Source organism: Actinoplanes sp. NPDC048967 (genome assembly GCF_040649415.1).
GTDB lineage: Bacteria > Actinomycetota > Actinomycetes > Mycobacteriales > Micromonosporaceae > Actinoplanes.
Genome location: NZ_JBEZFL010000005.1, coordinates 734,938 through 751,447 on the forward strand (window position 1 = coordinate 734,938; position 16,510 = coordinate 751,447).

The 16,510-nt window shown below is 71.9% G+C and carries 14 protein-coding genes; 9 read left to right on the plus strand and 5 right to left on the minus strand.

Going from position 1 to position 16,510, the window contains the following annotated elements:
- Positions 1-6 precede the first annotated feature (6 nt).
- Complete coding sequence (locus tag AB0C12_RS25325) at positions 7-756, minus strand: ABC transporter ATP-binding protein (protein ID WP_360551867.1); 750 nt, start codon at positions 754-756, stop codon at positions 7-9.
- Positions 757-953: 197 nt separating this feature from the next.
- Between AB0C12_RS25325 and AB0C12_RS25330 the strand changes: the two genes are divergently transcribed.
- Positions 954-2,024 carry an ABC transporter substrate-binding protein gene (locus AB0C12_RS25330; protein WP_360551869.1) on the plus strand — a complete coding sequence of 357 codons (1,071 nt, stop codon included), beginning with the start codon at positions 954-956 and terminating at the stop codon, positions 2,022-2,024.
- 69 nt (positions 2,025-2,093) lie between these two features.
- Positions 2,094-2,918: an ABC transporter permease gene (locus tag AB0C12_RS25335; RefSeq protein WP_360551871.1), complete on the plus strand. Its 825-nt coding sequence runs from the start codon at positions 2,094-2,096 to the stop codon at positions 2,916-2,918.
- Positions 2,919-2,985: 67 nt separating this feature from the next.
- Here AB0C12_RS25335 and AB0C12_RS25340 read toward each other — a convergent pair whose 3' ends face one another.
- Positions 2,986-4,119 (minus strand): ABC transporter substrate-binding protein, encoded by a 1,134-nt coding sequence (locus AB0C12_RS25340; protein ID WP_360551873.1) that lies wholly within the window; start codon positions 4,117-4,119, stop codon positions 2,986-2,988.
- Between the two features lie 562 nt (positions 4,120-4,681).
- On the opposite strand from AB0C12_RS25340, the gene AB0C12_RS25345 reads away from it, so the two are divergent.
- The 4 genes from AB0C12_RS25345 to AB0C12_RS25360 are packed head-to-tail and all read left to right on the plus strand — an operon-like array spanning position 4,682 to position 9,371.
- Entirely contained in the window at positions 4,682-7,939 is a 3,258-nt protein-coding gene (locus AB0C12_RS25345) for a nitrate- and nitrite sensing domain-containing protein (RefSeq protein WP_360551986.1), read from the plus strand.
- Between the two features lie 2 nt (positions 7,940-7,941).
- Positions 7,942-8,355 carry a roadblock/LC7 domain-containing protein gene (locus AB0C12_RS25350; protein WP_199515804.1) on the plus strand — a complete coding sequence of 138 codons (414 nt, stop codon included), beginning with the start codon at positions 7,942-7,944 and terminating at the stop codon, positions 8,353-8,355.
- 52 nt (positions 8,356-8,407) lie between these two features.
- Entirely contained in the window at positions 8,408-8,770 is a 363-nt protein-coding gene (locus tag AB0C12_RS25355) for a DUF742 domain-containing protein (protein ID WP_360551876.1), read from the plus strand.
- A complete protein-coding gene (locus tag AB0C12_RS25360) occupies positions 8,751-9,371 on the plus strand; it encodes an ATP/GTP-binding protein (RefSeq protein WP_203776533.1) in 621 nt (206 codons plus the stop codon). Before AB0C12_RS25355 ends, AB0C12_RS25360 begins: the two co-directional genes overlap by 20 nt.
- Positions 9,372-9,491: 120 nt before the next feature.
- Here AB0C12_RS25360 and AB0C12_RS25365 read toward each other — a convergent pair whose 3' ends face one another.
- Positions 9,492-10,637 carry a uroporphyrinogen-III synthase gene (locus AB0C12_RS25365; RefSeq protein ID WP_360551878.1) on the minus strand — a complete coding sequence of 382 codons (1,146 nt, stop codon included), beginning with the start codon at positions 10,635-10,637 and terminating at the stop codon, positions 9,492-9,494.
- A 650-nt stretch (positions 10,638-11,287) separates the two neighbouring features.
- On the opposite strand from AB0C12_RS25365, the gene rplM reads away from it, so the two are divergent.
- The 3 genes from rplM to glmM all read left to right on the plus strand — a co-directional run bounded on the left by rplM (position 11,288) and on the right by glmM (position 13,836).
- Positions 11,288-11,731, plus strand: a complete 444-nt coding sequence (gene rplM, locus AB0C12_RS25370; RefSeq protein WP_203776528.1) for a 50S ribosomal protein L13 — start codon at positions 11,288-11,290, stop codon at positions 11,729-11,731.
- 20 nt (positions 11,732-11,751) lie between these two features.
- Entirely contained in the window at positions 11,752-12,333 is a 582-nt protein-coding gene (gene rpsI / locus AB0C12_RS25375; RefSeq protein ID WP_360551881.1) for a 30S ribosomal protein S9, read from the plus strand.
- A 150-nt stretch (positions 12,334-12,483) separates the two neighbouring features.
- Positions 12,484-13,836 carry a phosphoglucosamine mutase gene (glmM, locus tag AB0C12_RS25380; RefSeq protein ID WP_360551883.1) on the plus strand — a complete coding sequence of 451 codons (1,353 nt, stop codon included), beginning with the start codon at positions 12,484-12,486 and terminating at the stop codon, positions 13,834-13,836.
- 228 nt (positions 13,837-14,064) lie between these two features.
- On the opposite strand, the gene AB0C12_RS25385 is transcribed toward glmM, so the two are convergent.
- Both AB0C12_RS25385 and AB0C12_RS25390 read right to left on the minus strand, forming a co-directional pair.
- Positions 14,065-15,252, minus strand: coding sequence for a pyridoxal phosphate-dependent aminotransferase (locus tag AB0C12_RS25385; RefSeq protein WP_360551885.1), 1,188 nt, complete (start codon positions 15,250-15,252; stop codon positions 14,065-14,067).
- A 47-nt stretch (positions 15,253-15,299) separates the two neighbouring features.
- The gene (locus tag AB0C12_RS25390; protein ID WP_360551887.1) at positions 15,300-16,400 is read right to left on the minus strand and encodes an MmpS family transport accessory protein; all 1,101 of its coding nucleotides are present in this window, start codon (positions 16,398-16,400) and stop codon (positions 15,300-15,302) included.
- Positions 16,401-16,510: the final 110 nt, after the last annotated feature.

Consider the following 16,510-nt stretch of genomic DNA (forward strand, 5'->3'; position numbering starts at 1 on the left):
GATCCTTCAGGCCATCAGGAGTTCGTGCAGCTCGGCGCTGCATCGGGCGACCTCTTCGAGGTGCGCGCCCCGGCCCAGGGTGCGGGGCCGCGGGATGTCGATGTCGATGATCTCGCGGATCCGGCCCGGGCGCGGGCTCAGCACGACCACCCGGTCGGCCAGCAGCACCGCCTCGTCGATCGAGTGGGTGACGAAGACGATCGTGGTGCCGAGCTCCATGTGCACCCGCTGCAGCTCACCGGAGAGCTCCTCGCGGGTCAGCGCGTCCAGCGCGGAGAACGGCTCGTCCATGAGCATGACCCGCGGCTGAGCGATCATCGACCGGCACAGGGCGACCCGCTGCTGCATGCCGCCGGAGAGCTCGTGCGGCAGCCGCTTCTCGAAGCCGGACAGCCCGGTCATGCTCAGCAGCTGCTGAGCCCGGTCGCGGTGATCGGCCTTCTTGGCGCCGAAGATCTGCATCGGGAGCAGCACGTTGTCCAGTACCGAGCGCCACGGCAGCAGGGCCGGCCTCTGGAACATCATCGCGATGTCCCGGCGCGGCTTGGTCACCCGTTCGCCTGACACCTGGACCTCGCCCGCGCTCACCGGCAGCAGGCCCGAGATCAATCGCAGCAGTGTGGACTTTCCGCAGCCAGAGCGGCCGAGCACGGCGACGAACTCGCCGTCGCCGACCGCCAGGTCGATGCCGCGCAGGGCTTCCACCGTGCCGGATCGGCCCGCGAAAGTACGGGAGACGCCGGTGAGACGGATCATCGTCGGGTGCTCCCGATAGTTTCGGATCGATGCGCTGACACTGTAGCCAGCCGTTGCCTCATTGCCGCGACCACCCCGTCCACAAGGGCTTCTGAGACATACCTGTCATCGATCATCCGCCCGGGGTCCCCTACGCTAACGCCCGAGTTCGCGCACACCCACCATGCGGCGCCGGTGCACCCTCCGCCCGACGCCGAATGCCTCGACACCCCCCTCGGTTGGGAAGGAACACGGTGCACAGAAGAACGTTCACCCGCACGCTCGTGGCCGCCGCGCTGGCCACGACCCTCGCCGCCGCAGCCGGTTGCAGCGACGACGGGGATGACAGCAGCGCGTCCGGCGGCACGCAGACGCTGGAGAAGATCACCTACCTGACGTCGTTCGGCACCTTCGGCCGCGACTCGTACGCATACGTGGCCAAGGAGAAGGGCTACTTCCGCGACGCCGGCTTCGACGTCGAGATCAAGCCCGGCGGCGGCAGCGGTGAGGGCATCAAGCAGATCGTCGCCGGCACCGCCCAGTTCACGCCGATCGACCTGACCGGCGGCCTGCTCGCCGCGGGCGGCCCGGCCAAGGCCACCGGCTTCACCGCCGTGGGCGCCGTGCAGCAGCGCACGATGGCCGCGATCATGTCGCTCGACGGCTACGGCATCACCGCGCCGAAGGACCTCGAGGGCAAGACGCTCGCCGACACCCCCGGCTCCGTCGTGCGCAACCTGTTCCCGACGTACGCCAAGCTGGCCAACGTGGACGCGTCCAAGGTCAACTTCGTCAACGGCAACCCGCAGACGCTGTTCGGCACGCTGGCCTCGCACAAGGTGGACGGCATCGGCCAGTTCGTGGTCGGCAAGCCCACCATCGAGGGCATCGCCAAGAAGCCGGCCGTGCTGCTGCCGTACAGCGACTACCTGCAGGACCTCTACGGCAACGTGCTGATCACCAGCACCAAGTACGCCAAGGACAACCCCGAGAAGGTCAAGAAGTTCACCGCTGCCCTGCTCAAGGGCCTCGAGGACGCCATCACCAACCCGGACGAGGCCGGTACTCTGCTGAAGAAGAACGTGCCGACCGCCGACCCCAAGTCGGCCGCGGCGGAACTGACGCTGATGGCGCCGTTCGTGCGGTCCCAGGCCTCCGGTGTGCCGGTGGGCGCCCTGGACAGCCAGCGGGTCGCGCGCAGCATCGCCATCCTGCAGGGCTCCGGCCAGATCCAGGCCGGACTCACGCCCGAGCAGGTCATCAGCTTCGACCTGGTGCCGAACGCCTGATCCGGCCGGGCACGGGGCCTGTCATAGCCGGCCGGCCCCGTGCCTGGACCAGGGGAGCGAGAAAGACTGATGACTGACGTGGCGACGGCGCCCGCCCCGGCGCCGGCGGACCGGGTGCCATCCACCCGCCGCCGTACCCTCTCGGCCGTGGCCTGGCCGCTGCTCGGCCTGGCCGTCGCGATCGGCCTCTGGTGGGCCGGCACGGCCCTCTTCGCGATCAACACGGTTGTGCTGCCCTCACCGCCCGCGGTGATCGACGGCTTCAACCGCTACCGCCAGTTCCTGGTCGACGAGGCCGGGCACACCACCGCCGCGACGGTGGAGGGCTTCCTGCTCTCGGTCGCCGTCGGCGTGCTCCTCGGGGTGGCCATCGCCGCCTGGGGGCCGTTCGAGCGGATGTTCTCCCCGCTGCTGGTGGCCTTCAACGCGGTGCCCAAGGTGGCGCTCGCGCCGCTGGTGCTGATCTGGTTCGGCTACGGGCGCACGCCGATCCTGGCGATGGCGTTCATGGTCTGTTTCTTCCCGATCGTGCTGTCCACCGCGACCGGCCTGACCAGCACCCCGGCCGACCTGGTGGAGCTGGCCCGCTCGATGGACGCGTCCCGGGTGCAGACCTTCGCCCGGATCCGGCTGCCCGCCGCACTGCCGCAGATCTTCGTCGGGCTCAAGGTGGCGATGCCGCTGGCGGTCATCGGCGTGGTGGTCGGCGAGATGCAGTACGGCGAGAGCGGCCTCGGCACCATCATCGTGCAGACCAGTGGCCAGGGGGACACCTCGACGGCGTTCGCCGCCATCACCCTGCTGGCGTTGATCAGCATCGTCCTCTACTACGCGCTGGTCCTCGTGGAGCGGCTCGCGCTGCCCTGGGTGCGCGCCACGACGTCGCAGCGCTGATCCCGGGTACGAAGAAGCCGGCCGACTCGTCGTGAGTCGGCCGGCTGCTCCGTGTCCGGGGTGGAGATCAGCTCAACAGCCGCCAGCGGCCGCTGCGGGCGACCAGCAGGGTCAGGGCCTGCGGCATCAGTCCGGAGTGGTTGTCCGGGGTCAGCCGGATCGGGCCGGCCAGGCCGTCGGTCTGCGAGGTCTCCAGCACGTCGCGGATCCGCTGACGGTCGCCGCCGACCTTGGCCACCGCGTCGGCGATCAGCTCCACCGCGTCGGCCGCGAACGCCGCGACCCCCGAATAGCTGCCGTAGCGGGCGGTGTAGTCGCGGAACCACTGCTTGCGGGCCGCCTTCGCCGGCGTCGTGGCGATCACGTCGTCGATGGCCAGGATCTGGGTGAAGACCATGGTGGTCCGGTCGGTGGCGCTCGCGGCCGCCTGCGGCAGGAAGAGGTCACCGGCCGCGGCGGCGTCGAAGTAGACGCTGCCGGTGTATCCGGCCGCCTTGGCGCTGGTGGCCGCCAGCGTGGCCAGATCCGAGCCGGCCAGCACCACGAGGGCCTCGGGGCCGGCGTCGGTCAGCGTGCCGACCGTCTGGCTGATCTCGGTGGCCGTCGGCTTGACACTGCGGTTGCCGGACAGCGTGATCTTGGCTGCCTTGAGCTGTTCGACCATCTTCTTCTGCGCGGCCCGGCCGTAGAGATCGTCGGCGTAGAGCAGTGCGGCGGTCTTGGTCTTCTTGCGGGTCAGCTCGGCCACCATGGCGGCCACGCTGTCGGTCGAGTTCGGACCGAGCTTGAAGACGTACCGGCGGCTCTCCACCGGGGTGGTCACCTCGTCGGCGGCGGCGAGCGCGATGGTCGGGATCCGCTGATCGTTGATCGTCTTGGCCGAGTCGACCACACACTGACCGCAGGAGCCGGCGATCACCGCGGCGACCGCCGGGTCGGCGGCGAAGGTGCTGATGTTGCGCAGGGAGGCGGTCGGGTCCGACCGGTTGTCCTGGGTGCGCAGCACCAGCTCCCGGGAGCCGAGCACGCCCGAGGCGTTCACCTGGTCGATCTTCAGCTGCAGCGCACGGGTGTACGCGTAGTCGACCGCGGAGCCCGAGGCGTCGAGATCGGCGCCGATCACGATCTGCGTCTTGTCGCCGGTCTCGGGGTCCGAGTCGCAGCCCGTCAGCGCGGCGACGGCGAGCGTCGATGCAGCCACGGACGCCGTCAGACGGCGGGGGAGCCTCACTGCGGGTGCCTCCTAGGGGGCGGAGCCCGGGATTGAACCATCCCGGTGAACGCAACGTTGTCCGGTGTGGACCGCGCGAACACGGACAGTCCGTCCGTTCGATCGCGCCAAACCTTGCCAACGTGAAGGTCCCTGGTCAAGCTGCGCCGCAGACGGCCGACGGGATGACTTTCCCACATAGTGGTTGGAATCTTGATGGATCAGCGTCACTGCACCAACACGGAAAGTTGCCATGGTTACATTCGTGCACGTCAACGCCTACGCAGTGTCGATTGTCGAGCCGAACGGTTGATTGTCAGTGCGCCGTGAACAGTGTTTCCGGAACGTCGCAGACTTCCCAAACCGTTGCCGTCTCTGATGAAATCGCGGCCGTGCCGCGTGTGGCACGAGCCCTGTCGCGTGGATCGGCTATTCCCGGGCGGCAGTATCGGGGTGGGCGAAGAGATGCGGGGATGACCAGCGAGGAGATGTCGTGAGCACCGGTTCTTCGACCCAGGCTTCGACCTACCCCGCTCGTGCCGCCGGAAATCCGGTGGGACCCAGCGCGGACGCCGGCCGGCCGAGCGGCTCGGGGACGCGGGAGCGGCGCGGGCGCATCCCGCGCCTGCGTGACGCCCGGATCCGGTCCAAGCTCGCCCTGATCCTCTTCGTGCCGCTGGTGGCCGTGCTCGCGCTGGCCACCGTCCGGCTCGTCGACGTCGGCGGCTCGGCGCTCGACGCCCGGCAGGTCGAGGACCTGACCGAGCTCTCCACCGATGTCTCGGACCTGACGCAGTACCTCCACAAGGAGCGGATGGCCGCCGCGCAGTATCTCGCGGCGCCGGCCGCCAAGGCGGACGGTTACAACGCCGCGATCGCCCTGAGTGACCAGCGCATCCAGCGGTACACGGCCGACCGCCGCGAGCTCGACGAGCCGCCCCCGGCCGTGCAGGACCGGCTCAACCGCATCGACCAGCACCTGCAGACGATGGACGCCACCCGTAAGAAGGTGACCGACCGCGACGAGATCGCCGTCTCCGAGGTCGTCCTGCGCTACGGCGTCGTGCTCACCGACCTCGTCGGCTACGGCGAGGTGCTCAGCCAGTACGCCGGTGAGGGTACGGTCGCCGACAGCCTGCGCGCGGTCTCCGCGTTCGCCCGGGCCAAGGCCGGCACCGCCGAGCAGGAAGCAGTCGCGTACGCCTCCCGCGCCTCCGGTGACGTCAGCGCCGAGCAGCTCTCGGTCCTGACCGCCACGGAGACCAGCCAGCAGGAGGCGCTCGAGAGCTTCGCGCTGGTGGCGACCCCGCAGCAGCGCGCCCTGGTGGACAACACGGTGACCGGCGACGCGATCAACCTCGCCGACCAGTACGCCACCCTGCTCAACCGCTCCGACCCGATCGAGCCGATCGAGCTCACCCAGTCCTTCGGCGCGGTCGTCGACCTGATGCGCTGGGCCGAGCAGCGGCTCGAGACCCAGGCACTGCAGCAGGCGTCCGACGAGAGCTCCGCGGTGGGCCGCCAGGCCGCCATGGAGGCCGGCCTGGTGCTGCTGACCCTGATCATCGCCATCGCGCTGGCCGTCGTGCTGGCCCGCTCGCTCAACCTCTCGCTGCGCCGGCTGCGGGAAGGCGCCCTGGCCGTGGCCAACCGCGACCTGCCCGAGGCGGTCGCCCGGCTGCGCGACGTGCGCAACCTCGGCGACGGCGGCGCCGACGACATCGTGCGGCAGGTCCGCGACCCGATCCGGCTCAGCAACCGCGACGAGGTCGGCCAGGTGGCGCAGGCGTTCAACGTCGTGCACCGCGAGGCGGTCCGGATCGCCGCCGAGCAGGCCGCGCTGCGGACCAGCGTCTCGGCGATGTTCCTCAACCTGGCCCGCCGGTCACAGAGCCTGGTCGACCGGATGATCGGCGAGCTCGACCAGATCGAGCGCGGCGAGGAGGACCCGAAGCGGCTCGCACAGCTCTTCGAGCTCGACCACCTCGCCACCCGGATGCGCCGCAACGACGAGAACCTGCTGGTCCTGGCCGGTGCCGACTCCAGCCCGCCGCGCCGCGAGGACGCCCTCGTGGTGGACGCGCTGCGCGCCGCGCAGTCCGAGGTCGAGCTCTACAACCGCATCGAGTTCGGCACCGTCGACACCGACATCTCGATCGCGGCCGTGGCCGTCAACGACGTGGTGCGCCTGGTCGCCGAGCTGCTCGACAACGCGACCCGCTTCTCGCCGCCGAACACGGTGGTGGTCGCCGACGGCCGGCGCATCCGCGACTACGTGGTGATCCAGGTCGAGGACCGCGGGCTGGGGATGTCCGAGGAACAGATGGACTCCCTCAACCGGCGGCTGGCCGAGACCCCGGACGTCGACGTGGCCGCGTTCCGGCTGATGGGCCTGGCCGTGGTCAGCCGGCTGGCCAACCGCTACGGCATCCGGGTGGAGCTGCGGGCCAACATCGAGGGCGGCACGGTCGCCCAGGTGATCCTGCCGAACCACATCGTGGTGCTGCCCAGCAACCGCCCGCTGGACCCGCCGAGCCGCGGCAACCGCCAGCTCGACGCGGCCCCGGCCAACTGGAACGACCCGATGCCGCTCGGCCGGGGCAGTGCGGCGACGGCGACTCTGCCGGCCATCGCGCCCGAGCCCTGGGGGCAGCAGCGCTCCGACGACGGCCTGATCCGGGCCGGCGCCGGCGGCTTCTCGACCATCAGCAACCCGCAGCAGCCGCAACAGCCGGCCCACCCACAGCTCCCGCGGCAGCCCTCACAGCTGCCGGGTCGCGACGAAGGCACCCCCACCCCGGACCGCCCGGCGCTGCCCAAGCGCGGCGACGGGCTGCCCAGCACCGACCGGCCCTCGCTGCCCACCCGGGTCACACCGCCGGCCGAGTCCGCGCCGGTCGCCGGTTCGGGCTTCGGCTCCACGGCCACCAGCTCGCCGACCATGGCGTACCCGACCATGAAGGCCGCGGCGCCCGACCGGCAGCAGAGCTACGCACCGGCTTCGGGCTTCGCGATGCCGGACGGTGGCACGGTGCCGGCCCCGCGGCAGCCGGCCAGCCCGAACCCGAACGGCTGGGGTGCCGCGCTGGCCGCGATGCCGCCGCCGCCCCCGCCGCCGGCCGTCCAGCCCGAGGACCGCGGCGAGAGCTCGCCGATCTTCCTCGAGATGCAGCAGAGCTGGTTCAAGGGACACGCCGGGCCGATCTCCGAGGAGTGGAGCATGCCGACCGCGGGCTACGCGCCTCCGCCGAACCAGCCGCACGCCGCGGTGCCCGCCGCGACCGCGACGGCCGCCCCGGCCGCCCCGGCCGCCCCGGCGAGTCCGGCACCCGCCGCGGTGCCGGTCACCCCACCGGCACCACCGGCCCCGGTGTCCCCGCCGGCCCCGGTGTCCCCGCCGGCGCCGGTGTCCCCGCCGGCCCGAGCCGAAACGACGACCTCCCGCGCCCCGAACGCGGGGCAGAATGGTTCGCGACCGGCGGACGCCGGTCCGGACAGCGGTGCCCAGGTGCCCCGGCCACGCAGGTCGGCCGAGGATGCCTGGCGTACCGCCGCCGACGAAGGATGGCAGCGGGCGATGGCCGCGGCGGAACCCTCCGTCACCGACACCACCCGTTCCGGACTACCCAAGCGGGTGCCCCAGGCCCAGCTCGTCCCCGGTGGCGTGCAGAGCAGCCCGCGCAACCAGAACCGTCGCAGCCCGGATGAGGTACGTGGCCTCCTCTCCGCGTACCACCGCGGTGTGCAACGTGGGCGTACGGCCGGCAGTGAAGAAGCTGCCGCGGGCGCCCCTGCTCCGAAGGAGAACTAACAGTGACCAGGCCCCCCACCATGCAGGACATGGGCTGGCTGCTCAGCAACTTCGCCGACAGCGTGGCCGGTATCGCACACGTCGTCGCGGTCTCCGCCGACGGCCTGCTCCTGGCCTCGTCGCGGGACCTGCCGGCGGACCGTGCCGACCAGCTCGCCGCGATCACCTCCGGTGTCGTCAGCCTCACCGACGGGGCGTCGCGGATGTTCAACGCCGGCGCGGTGCAGCAGACGATCATCGAGATGGACAGCGGGTACCTCTTCCTGATGTCCATCAGCGACGGCTCGTCGATGGCCGTGCTGGCCGCGCGCAGCTGCGACGTCGGCCAGGTCGGCTACGAGATGGCTCTGCTGGTCGAGCGGGTGGGTGCCGCCCTGGTGCCCGCACCCCGCGAGGCCGTCGCGCACCAGGTCTGACCCGTACGACCCGCAACGCCGCTGATGTGTGCCGGAAGGAGGTGACCGCACGATGGGACAACCGAGTGACCCCCGGGGCAACCTGGTCCGCCCGTACGCGGTCACCCGGGGCCGGACGGAGCCGCGTCGCGACATCCCCATCGAGGCGGTCCTGGTCGCCAGCCAGGCCGCCGTGCAGGAATCCCGGTTCGCCGGGCATGACAAATACCGCATCGCCGTGCTGTGCGAGCCGCGGGCGCAGTCGTTGGCCGAGATCGCGGCCTACAGCCGGCTCCCGCTGGGAGTCGCCCGGGTGCTCGTCGCCGACATGGTCGCCGACGGGCTGTTGACGCTGCACAGTGCCGCTCCCAAGGAAGGCTTCACGGAGCGGATGGATCTGCTGGAAAGGGTGTTGAGTGGACTTCGCAAGCTCTGAGCGGGCGGGGGCGCAACCCAAGGAGATCACCTCCGCGAAGATCGTCATAGCCGGCGGCTTCGGCGTGGGCAAGACGACCCTGGTCGGTGCGGTCTCCGAGATCGAGCCGTTGACCACCGAGGCAGTGATGACCTCGGCGGGACAAGGCATCGACGACGCGTCCAAGGTGCCCGGCAAGGAGACCACCACGGTCGCCATGGACTTCGGCCGGATCACCATGGCCGACGACCTGATCCTGTACCTCTTCGGCACGCCCGGGCAGACCAGGTTCTGGTTCATGTGGGACGAGCTGATCCGGGGCGCGGTGGGTGCGGCGGTTCTGGTGGACACCAGGCGGATCTCCGACGCCTTCGCGCCGCTCGACTATTTCGAGAACCGTCACCTGCCGTACCTGGTGGCCCTGAACTGCTTCGACGGCGCTCCCCGGTACGAACCGGAGGAGGTCCGCGAGGCCCTGGCGATCGCACCGCACGTACCGCTGCTGATGTGCGACGCCCGGCACCGCGATTCGGTGAAGTCCGTGCTGGTCGGGGTCGTCGAGCACGCGATGGCGACCCTGGTCGCCGAGCAGGGCAGAGGGTTCCCCGCGACCGTGGGGTGACCCGGCACGTCTTCTGCGTGGCGGTCCGTCTGGGTGCGGGCCGCCGCGTTCTGCTCCGCCGGGGCGCCGATTTGCTCTGCCGGCCGGCCCTGTCTTTTGCTCCGCCGGGGAGCGAACCGCTCAGGCGGGCAGGCGGTAGCCGCGCTTGACGACCGTCTGGATGACGCCTGGCGTGCCCAGGCCGGCGCGCAGGCGGGCCACCGCCATCTCCACCGCGTGCTCGTCCGCGCCCCGGGGCAGGGTGCGGAGCAGGGCCGCCCGGGACAGGACCCGGCCCGGGGTGGCAGCGAGCGCTCTCAGGACCGCCATCGGCGCCGGGGCCAGCGGCTTCAGGTCGCCGTCGACGATCGCCGCGTGGCCGCGCAGGGTGAGCTTGTGCCCGGCCACCTCCAGTGACAGGGCCCGGCGGGGTAGCTCGTCCACGATCGTGCGGACCAGGGCGCTCAGCCGGGCGCGGGCCGGCGTGATCACCGGGATGTCGTGCCGGCGCAGCGGCGCCGCGGTCACCGGGCCCACGCAGGCGGACAGGACGTCGACCCGCAGGCTCTCCAGCAGCGGCTCGGTGCTCGGGCCGGCCGCCCGCAGCAGCGCCCCGACCGCCGGGGCCGAGGTGAACGTCACGGCGTCCACCAGGCGTCCGGTGATGAGGTCGACCAGGCGGTGCAGGGGTGCCGGGTCCACCGGCGGGGCCCAGCGGTAGACCGGGACCTCGATCACCCGGCCGCCGGCCGCCTGCAACGCCTCGGTGTATTCCGGCTGACTCTCGCCGTGCAGCTGCATCGCCACCGTCAGACCCGTGATGCCGCGAGCGGTCAGGTGCTCCACGACCTCTTCGTAGCTCTCACCCTCGGGCGACCATTGGTCCTGCAGGCCGGCGGACCGGATCGCGGCCCGGGCCTTCGGGCCGCGAGCGACCAGGTACGCCCGGGAGAGCGCCGCCCGCAGCGGCTCGGCCAGCCCCCAGCCCTCCGCCGCCTCCAGCCAGCCACGCATGCCTATCCCCGTGTTGACCAGCACGATGTCCGGGGGCTGGGCCAGGCAGGCCCGGGTGGCCGCGCGCAGCTCCGCGTCGTCGGCGATCGGGACGATGCGTAGCGCGGGGGCGATCACCACGCGGGCGCCCCTGTTCTCCAGCAGACCGGCCAACTCGTCCCGGCGGCGGTCGGAAGTCACGCCTATCGTGTAGCCGGACAGCGACGCCGCGGGCTCCGCGAGCGCTGCTGCGGTGATCACGGTCCTTCGCGCGCTGCCGGCCCGTTCGGTCATCCGGCGGCCCGCCCTCCCCACACTGAGGTGCGGGGAGGGTTGCCAGAAAGCCGCGGCGTGGCCGGCCGGTCCACCGAAGGGCACGCTCGGAGACCGCCGTCCTCAGCGTCGACCCGCTCCCATGTCACGCCTGCGTTCTCCGCCGTACCTCCGACCGGCACACGCCGCGGCTTCCCGGTGCCGAGCCGGTCAACCGGCTCGGCGGGCACCGCCAGGTCCGTCCTCAACCCTGGCGGTGGTTCGTGGGTGGTGCGCCCGGGCGCGCCGCCGGGCCGGAGCCCTGGCCGCATCGTCGGGGTGCCCGCACCACTTGCCATGTCCGAAGCGTGCCGGGGGGTAATTTCGGCTCCGCGTCCCGAATGTTTCGAGCCTGCTAAGAGGCATTCACGTCCGCGGGTCATCACCGTGGGTGGAATCACCCGGCCCCATGTCGGCGTGCCGCGGGGGACCGCCTAAACTAGGAGCGCTACGTTATCCGGTCCCGTCTGCACGGCGGGCCCACCGCCCGTTTTGACCGCGCGCCGCACAGGCGGGTATTGTTGCCTGCTGTTGTGCGACAGCTGCGAGCACGCCCGTTCGGGTAGGCTCGATGTTCGTGCTTGACGCGGCCAGCGCGCGCCCCCAGACCGACGACGAGACAAGGTAATTCTGTGCGTACGTACAGCCCGAAGCCGGGTGAGATCGAGCGTCAGTGGCACATCATCGACGCTTCCGACGTCGTTCTGGGCCGGCTCGCCACCCACACCGCCACCCTCCTGCGTGGCAAGCACAAGCCCACGTTCGCCCCGCACGTCGACACCGGCGACTTCGTGGTGATCATCAACGCGGGCAAGGTCGCGCTGACCGGCAACAAGCGGCAGACCAAGGTCGCCTACCGGCACTCCGGCTACCCGGGTGGTCTCAAGCAGGTCGGCTACGAGGAGCTGCTGAGCAAGCGCCCCGAGCACGCGGTCGAGCTGGCCGTCAAGGGCATGCTCCCGCACAACAAGCTGGCCCGCCAGATCATCAAGAAGCTGAAGGTCTACCCGGGCGCCGAGCACCCGCACGCCGCGCAGCAGCCGGTGCCGTTCGAAATCAAGCAGATCGCGCAGTGAGCGCGGGCGAAGGAAACAGCATGACCGACATCGTCGAGCCCGAGGTCGCCGAGACCGTCGCGGAGCCCGCTGCCGAGGAGCCCACCGCTGAGGTTCCCGCCGAGGAGCCCACCGCCGAGGCCCCGGCCGCTGAGGTTCCGGCCGCCGAGGTTCCCGCCGAGACCGTCGTGGTCGTCGAGGCCGCCCCCGCCGCGGTGCGTGCCCCGCGCCCGGGTGACCGTCCGATCCAGACCGTCGGCCGCCGCAAGGAGGCCATCGTCCGGGTGCGTCTCATCCCCGGCACCGGCAAGATCACCTGCAACGGGCGCGACCTCGAGGCGTACTTCCCGAGCAAGGTGCACCAGCAGCTCATCCGCGAGCCGCTGGCCACCGCCGAGAAGCCCGAGCAGTTCGACGTGATCGCCAACCTGCGTGGCGGCGGCATCACCGGCCAGGCCGGCGCGCTGCGCCTCGGCATCGCCCGGGCGCTCATCACGAACGACCCGGACGACCGCCCGGCCCTGAAGAAGGCCGGCTTCCTCACCCGTGACTCGCGGGTCAAGGAAAGCAAGAAGTACGGCCTCAAGAAGGCCCGCAAGGCTCCGCAGTACTCGAAGCGCTGATCGCAGCGCTCGTCTTGCACCACGTCTGACCGGACGGCCGGGTGCGCCCCTCGTAGGGCGTGCCCGGCCGTTCGCGTTTCCCTCCCTCACAACACGGCACCGGCCCACCGCACCCGAGCAGGGGCGGGACCGGCGAAAGGAACGACCGCCATGGGGCGACTCTTCGGCACTGACGGCGTACGCGGGCTGGCGAACGGTGACCTGCTCACCCCGGAACTGGCCCTGTCGGTCGCGGTCGCGGCTGCCCGGGTGCTCATCGAGAGCGACGCCAGCCACCAGCCGCTGGCGATCGTCGGGCGCGATCCGCGGGCCAGCGGCGAGATGCTGGAGGCGGCGGTCGTGGCCGGCCTGACCAGCGCCGGCGCCAACGTCGTCCGGGTCGGCGTGCTCCCCACGCCCGCGGTCGCGTACCTGGTCGGCCAGGCCGGTGCGGACCTCGGCGTGATGCTGTCGGCGTCGCACAACCCGATGCCGGACAACGGCATCAAGCTCTTCGCCCCGGGCGGCCAGAAGCTCCCGGACGAGCTGGAGGAGAAGATCGAGGCGGCCATCGCGGACGGGCACGGCCTGGTCGGACGCCCGACCGGAGCCGGCGTGGGCCGGGTGCACGACCTGCTGGACGGCGCCGAGCACTACGTCAAGCACCTGCTCGAGTCGACCCCGCACCCGCTGGCCGGGGTGAAGGTCGTGGTCGACTGCGCGAACGGCGCGGCCAGCGAGGTCGGCCCGACGGCGTACGAGGAGGCCGGCGCGGAGGTCATCGCGATCCACGCCGACCCCGACGGCCTCAACATCAACGACAACTGCGGCTCCACCCACCTGGAGGCGGTCCGCGAGGCGGTCCTGGAGCACGGCGCCGACCTGGGCCTGGCCCACGACGGCGACGCCGACCGCTGCCTCGCGGTGACCGCGGCCGGCGACGTGGTCGACGGCGACCAGATCATGGCGATCCTGGCCCTGGCGATGCGCGAGGCGGGCACCCTCACCGAGGACACCCTGGTCGCGACGGTGATGAGCAACCTGGGCCTGCGCCTGGCCATGAAGGACGCGGGCATCAAGCTGCTGGAGACCAAGGTCGGTGACCGGTACGTGCTGGAGGAACTGGCGGCGGGCGGCTACGCGCTGGGCGGCGAGCAGAGCGGGCACATCGTGATGCCGGCGTACGCGACGACCGGCGACGGCGTGCTGACCGGCCTGCACCTGATGGCGACGATCGCCAAGACCGGCAAGTCCCTGGCCGACCTGGCGTCGGTGCTGCACAAGCTGCCGCAGGTGCTGATCAACGTCCCGGTCAAGGACCGGCAGGCGGGCGCGGCAGCCCCGACCGTGCAGGCGGCGGTGGCGCTGGCCGAGGACGAGCTGGGGGAGACCGGGCGGGTGCTGCTGCGCCCGTCGGGCACCGAGCACCTGGTGCGGGTGATGGTCGAGGCCGTCACCGAGGAGCAGGCGCGGACGATCGCGGAGCGGGTGGCGGACGAGGTCCGGTCGGCCAGCCCGGCGTAGCTGGTGGTGAGCGGCGGGCCGGGCGGATCGCTCGGGCCGCCGCTTCGCATCGTCGGCCGCTTGGCTTTCCGGGGCGCTCGGCCCCGGGCCGCTTCGGTTTGGGCCGCTCGGCCCCGGGCCGCTTCCGCGTGGGCCGCTCGGCCCCGGGCCGCTTCCGCGTGGGCCGCTTCCGCGTGGGCCGCTCGGCCCCGGGCCGCTTCGGTTTGGGGGCGTTCGGCCTTTGTCGGGTCAGGCGAGGGTGCGGAGGCGCTCGGCGGCTTCGTCGATGACGTCCTCGCGCTTGCAGAAAGCGAAGCGGATGAGCCGCCGGCCCTGCTCCTGGTGGTCGTAGAAGACCTGCGTGGGCACGGCCACGACGCCGCAGCGTTCCGGCAGTGACCGGCAGAAGTCGGCGCCGTCCGTGCCGCCCAGCGGGGTGATGTCGGCGGTCACGAAGTAGGTGCCCTCCGACGGCAGCACGCCGAAGCCCGCGTCCGTGAGGCCGGCGACGAGCCGGTCCCGCCGGGCCTGCAGGCCGTCGCGGAACCCGGTGAAGTAGGAGTCCGGCAGGGCGAGGGCGACGGCCACCGCCGGCTGGAGGGGTCCCGCGTTCACGAACGTCAGGAACTGCTTCACCCGCATCGCGGTCGACACCAGCGGGGCCGGGCCGGTCGCCCAGCCGACCTTCCAGCCCGTGCAGGAGAAGCTCTTGCCCGCCGAGGAGATCCGCAGCGTGCGCTCCAGCATGCCCGGCAACGTGGCCAACGGGATGTGCGGTGCGGCGGCGTCGGTGAAGACCAGGTGCTCGTAGACCTCGTCCGTGACGGCGTACACGTCGTGCTCCTGGCAGAGCCGCGCGATCAGCGCGAGCTCATCGCCGGTGAAGACCTTGCCGGTCGGGTTGTGCGGCGTGTTCAGCAGGACCATCCGGGTGCGCGGCCCGAACGCGGCGCGCAGCTCGCCCTCGTCGAAGCCGTACCGCCCGTCCGGGCCGGGACGCAGCGTGACCGGCCGCCGGACCGCGCCGGCCAGGGCGATCGAGGCCGCGTACGAGTCGTAGTACGGCTCGAAGCACACAACCTCGTCCCCGGGCTCGCACAGCCCCAGGATGCTCGCGGCGATCGCCTCGGTGGCGCCGGCGGTGACCACCACCTCGGTGTCCGGGTCGCGGGCGAGGCCCCAGAACCGCTGCTCGTGGGCAACGATCGCGGCCCGTAGCGCGGGAATGCCCGGCAGCGGCGGGTACTGGTTCGCGCCCGAGCCGAGCGCGGCGGCCGCCGCGGCCAGCATCTCCGGTGGCCCGTCGGTGTCCGGGAAGCCCTGCCCGAGGTTGACCGAGCCGGTGCGCAGGGCCAGCGCGGACATCTCGGAGAAGATGGTGGTGCCGAACGGGCGCATGCGCCCGACGAGCGGATCGGCCGGGGTCGACGTCGTCACGAAGCCAGCCTACGACCGTCCGCTCGGCTGCCGCTGCCCACCGGAGGTCAGAACATCAGCTTGGTGCAGGCGGCGGTGATGAAGCTGCCCTGGCTCGTCTTCTGGGCCACTTCCTGGCCGTCGACCTTGGCGCTGCAGCTCAGCTTGCCCTCCGAGGTCGCGCCCCGGACGGCGATGACCGAGACCAGTGACGAGCCCTTCATCGTCACCGTCTTGCGCCACGGCAGCGAGGCGTTGCGGACCCGCTGCGGGTCGCCGCCGAGCTTCTCCACGTACACGATCTCGGCCGGTCCGTCGCCCGTGACCTCGTACTCGACCTTGAGCTCCTGGTCCGGATCCACGTTCGGCAGGTTCGGCAGCCCGGTGGGCAGCTCGGTCGGGAGATCGGTGGGCAGCTCCGTGGGCAGGCCGGGCACGTCGGTCGGCAGGTCCGGCACCTCGGTCGGGAAGTCCGGCAGGGAGTCGATCTTCTCCTGGGCCTTGTCGGTGGCCCTGTTGACCAGCAGCACGGCCGAGGTCACGCCGCCGGCGCACAGCAGCAGCACCACCGCCACGAGCACCGCGACCAGTGGGACGTTGCTGCGCTTCGGGGGCGGTGGGGTGGCGCCGTAGCCCGGCTGGCCGTAACCGGGCCCGCCGGGACCGGGTGGACCGTATCCGGGTCCGCCCGGTCCGCCCGGTCCGTATCCAGGCTGGCCGTAGCCGGCCTGGCCGTACTCGGGCTGGCCCTGGCCGGGCTGGCCGTAGCCGGGCGGCTGGCCGTAGCCGCCCGGAGGGGCATAGCCGCCGGGAGGGGCGTAGCCGGGCGGCTGGTAGGCCGGCGGCGGGAACTGGCCCTGCTGGTCCGGCGGCGGGTAGCCGGCCTGCGCGTCGTAGTGCGGCTGCGGCTGGCCGGGCTGTGACTGGCCGGGCTGAGGTTGCCCCGGCTGGGCGGGGAACTGCGAGGTCGGCGGGTAGCCGTCCGGCGGCCCGCTGCTCTGCGCGTTGGGCTGCGGCAGCGAGGCATAACCCGGCTGGAACGACGGCGCCGGCGGGCGCGGTGGCTCGGCCGACAGGGAATCGCCCGACGGGGACGACCACGGCTGACCGGATACGGGTTCTTCCGCGGGGTACGGCCGCGTCGGGTCAGAAGGCGGTGGGTAGCTCAATCGTCTCTCCAGAGCAGGCGTCCGCCCGACGGTACGCCCTCGACGCCAGGATCGGATCACCCGGTCGTGTCAGCCGTGCGCCTGACCTGGCCGCGGGTCCGGGCGCGACC

What these genes read in the sequence shown, in the direction of transcription:
- AB0C12_RS25325 (WP_360551867.1), bottom strand. Translation starts at nt 756, where the DNA reads ATGATCCGTCTCACCGGCGTCTCCCGTACTTTCGCGGGCCGATCCGGC.
- AB0C12_RS25335 (WP_360551871.1), top strand. Translation starts at nt 2,094, where the DNA reads ATGACTGACGTGGCGACGGCGCCCGCCCCGGCGCCGGCGGACCGGGTG.
- AB0C12_RS25365 (WP_360551878.1), bottom strand. Translation starts at nt 10,637, where the DNA reads ATGACCGAACGGGCCGGCAGCGCGCGAAGGACCGTGATCACCGCAGCA.
- AB0C12_RS25355 (WP_360551876.1), top strand. Translation starts at nt 8,408, where the DNA reads ATGGGACAACCGAGTGACCCCCGGGGCAACCTGGTCCGCCCGTACGCG.
- rpsI (WP_360551881.1), top strand. Translation starts at nt 11,752, where the DNA reads ATGACCGACATCGTCGAGCCCGAGGTCGCCGAGACCGTCGCGGAGCCC.
- AB0C12_RS25330 (WP_360551869.1), top strand. Translation starts at nt 954, where the DNA reads ATGCCTCGACACCCCCCTCGGTTGGGAAGGAACACGGTGCACAGAAGA.
- glmM (WP_360551883.1), top strand. Translation starts at nt 12,484, where the DNA reads ATGGGGCGACTCTTCGGCACTGACGGCGTACGCGGGCTGGCGAACGGT.